Source organism: Jatrophihabitans sp., assembly GCF_051960575.1.
Lineage (GTDB): Bacteria > Actinomycetota > Actinomycetes > Mycobacteriales > Jatrophihabitantaceae > JBQCEE01.
Genome location: NZ_JBQCEE010000208.1, coordinates 1 through 2,447 on the forward strand (window position 1 = coordinate 1; position 2,447 = coordinate 2,447).

General features: G+C 68.3%; 2 protein-coding genes. One reads left to right on the forward strand and one right to left on the reverse strand.

Annotated features, from left to right (window positions below; translation table 11 throughout):
• Positions 1 to 11 precede the first annotated feature (11 nt).
• Complete coding sequence (locus tag ACTHMS_RS11595) at positions 12 to 1,877, reverse strand: adenylyl cyclase (protein ID WP_440306819.1); 1,866 nt, start codon at positions 1,875 to 1,877, stop codon at positions 12 to 14.
• A gap of 189 nt (positions 1,878 to 2,066) precedes the next feature.
• On the opposite strand from ACTHMS_RS11595, the gene ACTHMS_RS11600 reads away from it, so the two are divergent.
• Positions 2,067 to 2,447, forward strand: a 381-nt coding sequence (locus ACTHMS_RS11600; RefSeq protein WP_440306820.1) for an SAV_6107 family HEPN domain-containing protein, incomplete at its 3' end; no start/stop codon positions are given.

The window sequence follows — 2,447 nt, forward strand, 5'->3', positions numbered from 1 at the left end:
CGCTGACCCCGTTACGGGTAGTCGGTGACTGTCACCGGCGTGTCCGGGTTCGCCTTCGTCGACGAGCCCCCGGTGTTGTCCACGACGTGCCGGATCCCACCGCTGCCGTTCGCCGGATCCAAGAAGATCGTCAGCAGGTTGTGCAGGTGCACGGCGTGCGGGTCGACCGCCTCGAAGGCGTGTGAGGCGTAGATGTCGACGTGCTGGTTGAAGAAGCTGTAACTGCCCAGGCCGTAGCCCCGGAATCCGGTTGCCCCGCGGGTGAAGCGCATTGCCGCGTAACCGAGCGTGCCGGGTGCGGAGTTCCACGCTGCCTGGCTCGGCGGGTCGTAGGGCATCTCGTTCTGGAAGAAGATGACGCTGCCGTGCGCGCCGTTCCAGACGACCTCGTGCTTCTGGTAGTGCTCGACGAACAGGCCGGTCGCATCGACGTCCGACCCGTTCACGATCAGCCCGTGGTCAGCGGTGTTCTGCGTCCATCCGACGCCGGTTCCGTGGTCGGCGCGCCATGCCCAGATGTCGTCGAGGATCACGTGATCGCTGTTGACGATCAAGCTGTTCGTGGCCCGTCCGGCATGCGGTCCGGCGATGCGGAAGAACACGTCCTGCAACGCGGTGGGATCGCTCGCCAACGCCGAGCGGTGGTGCGGATGGCCGGTGCCGATAACGGCAAGCGCGGAGGAGTTTGCCGCGCCGGCGTCGATGATCATCCCGGCAAGATCGACACCAGGCACGTCCGCAACCTGGATCGGAACGGCGCCGTGGTCGGCGGTGAGCGTGGGGAAGCCGAGGCCGAGCACGACGGTGTCGGCGCGCTTGACCTCGAGCGACCGCGTGATGTCGTACACGTCGGGCGTCAGCAGCAGATTCCGGCCGCGGCTGAGCTGGTTGTCCAACACCTGCGCGTTGTCCGAAGGTCGGGCGAGGTAGAACCGCGAAAGCGGCACGGACCGGCCCGGCGTCGAGCCGTCGGCCCAAGTTGTGCCGACCGAATCCTGGCGCGCGCTCGGGACGAAGACCTGCCAGGTTCCCCGACCGTCGACGTACAGGTAGGGCCGCTCGCGACTGATCGGTGTCCGCGCCACGGTCGTGTACGGACCGCCGCACGCGTCGCTCGCCGGGAAGCACTCGGCCGGCGCACCGTTGTCGCCGGCGAACACCTGGTTCCACACGCCGTTCGAGAAGGAGCTGAGATCGCTGTTGCGCACGAAGAACTGTTGCTGCGAACCGTTGATCACCGTGCCGTCGAAGCGCGAGTCGGCGATGAACCCGCCGCTGGCGAAGGACGGGCTGGTGCAGTAGTCCATCAGCGTGGTGTTGCCGTTGGTGACGTGCACCCGGCGCATCGGCGCCGCCTGCGACACCGCCCAGAACTCGGTGTTGGTGCAGCCGTCGTCGACGTTGTGGACATTGATGGTGAGGTTCGACAGCGAGCGCCAGAAGTTGTTCAGGGCGATACAGCTGCCGCTCGCGTCGCACTGGTTGTGCACGTCCACCGACCCGTTGATCGTCACATCGCCCGGGTTGCGGCCGAGTCCGGCGACCTCGGTGTAGTACCCGACCTGGAAGTTGAGCGGATGGGTCGCAGTGCCGTAGGTGCCCGGCTTGAACAGCAGGGCGTAGCGCTGGGTCCCGAACTGGTTGGTCAACTGCTGGTTGGCGATCGCATCGACGGTCGACTGGATCGACGCCGTCGACATCGACGGATCGAAGACGTACACGTTCGGGCCGAGGTCGGGTGTCGCGTTCCCCAGGTGGCGGCCCGGGTGGTGAGCGCCGGCGGGCGGCCGGGCGGTCGCCGGGGTCGCGACGGCGACGGACCCGGCGAGGGCAGTGGCGGCGACGGTGGCGAGAACGACAGCACGCAGTTTGTTCACTGCGCGAACATAGATTTTGAGCGCCTCGCGCGCAATACCCCTTTTGACCGGCGCGGGGCAGCCGACGACGTCCACGAGCCGTGGCCGGGTCACGTCCGCGCAGGGTCTTGCGGTAAACCGAACGGGTGAGCTAATCTGAACTCAGAACATCCGTTCGAACGGGGGTCGGCGATGCAGCAGCAGGCGAGGGTGACCACGGGGTCCGCGGTCGCGCTGATTGCGCAGGCGCGGGTCGTGCTGGCCCAGGCGAGCATGGCCTGGGACGAGGGGGAGCGCTTCCGGTTGGCGCACCTGGCCGCGTTGCGCGCGGCTGCCGCAGTGCTCGCCGACCGGGGCCGGCCGGCGTCGATGCGGCGCAAGCTGATGAGCGTGTGGGTGCTGCTCGACCGCATCGCGCCCGAGCTCGCCGACTGGTCGCAGTACTTCGCGGCAGGCGCTCCGGTGCGCGCCGCGGTCGAGGCAGGCGCCCGCCACGCGGTGACCCGGCGCTCGGCCGACGATCAGCTGCGGTCGGCGGCAGAGTTCGTGGGCGTGGTCGAGCGCTCTCTCGGCATGCTGGCGGCGCCGTTG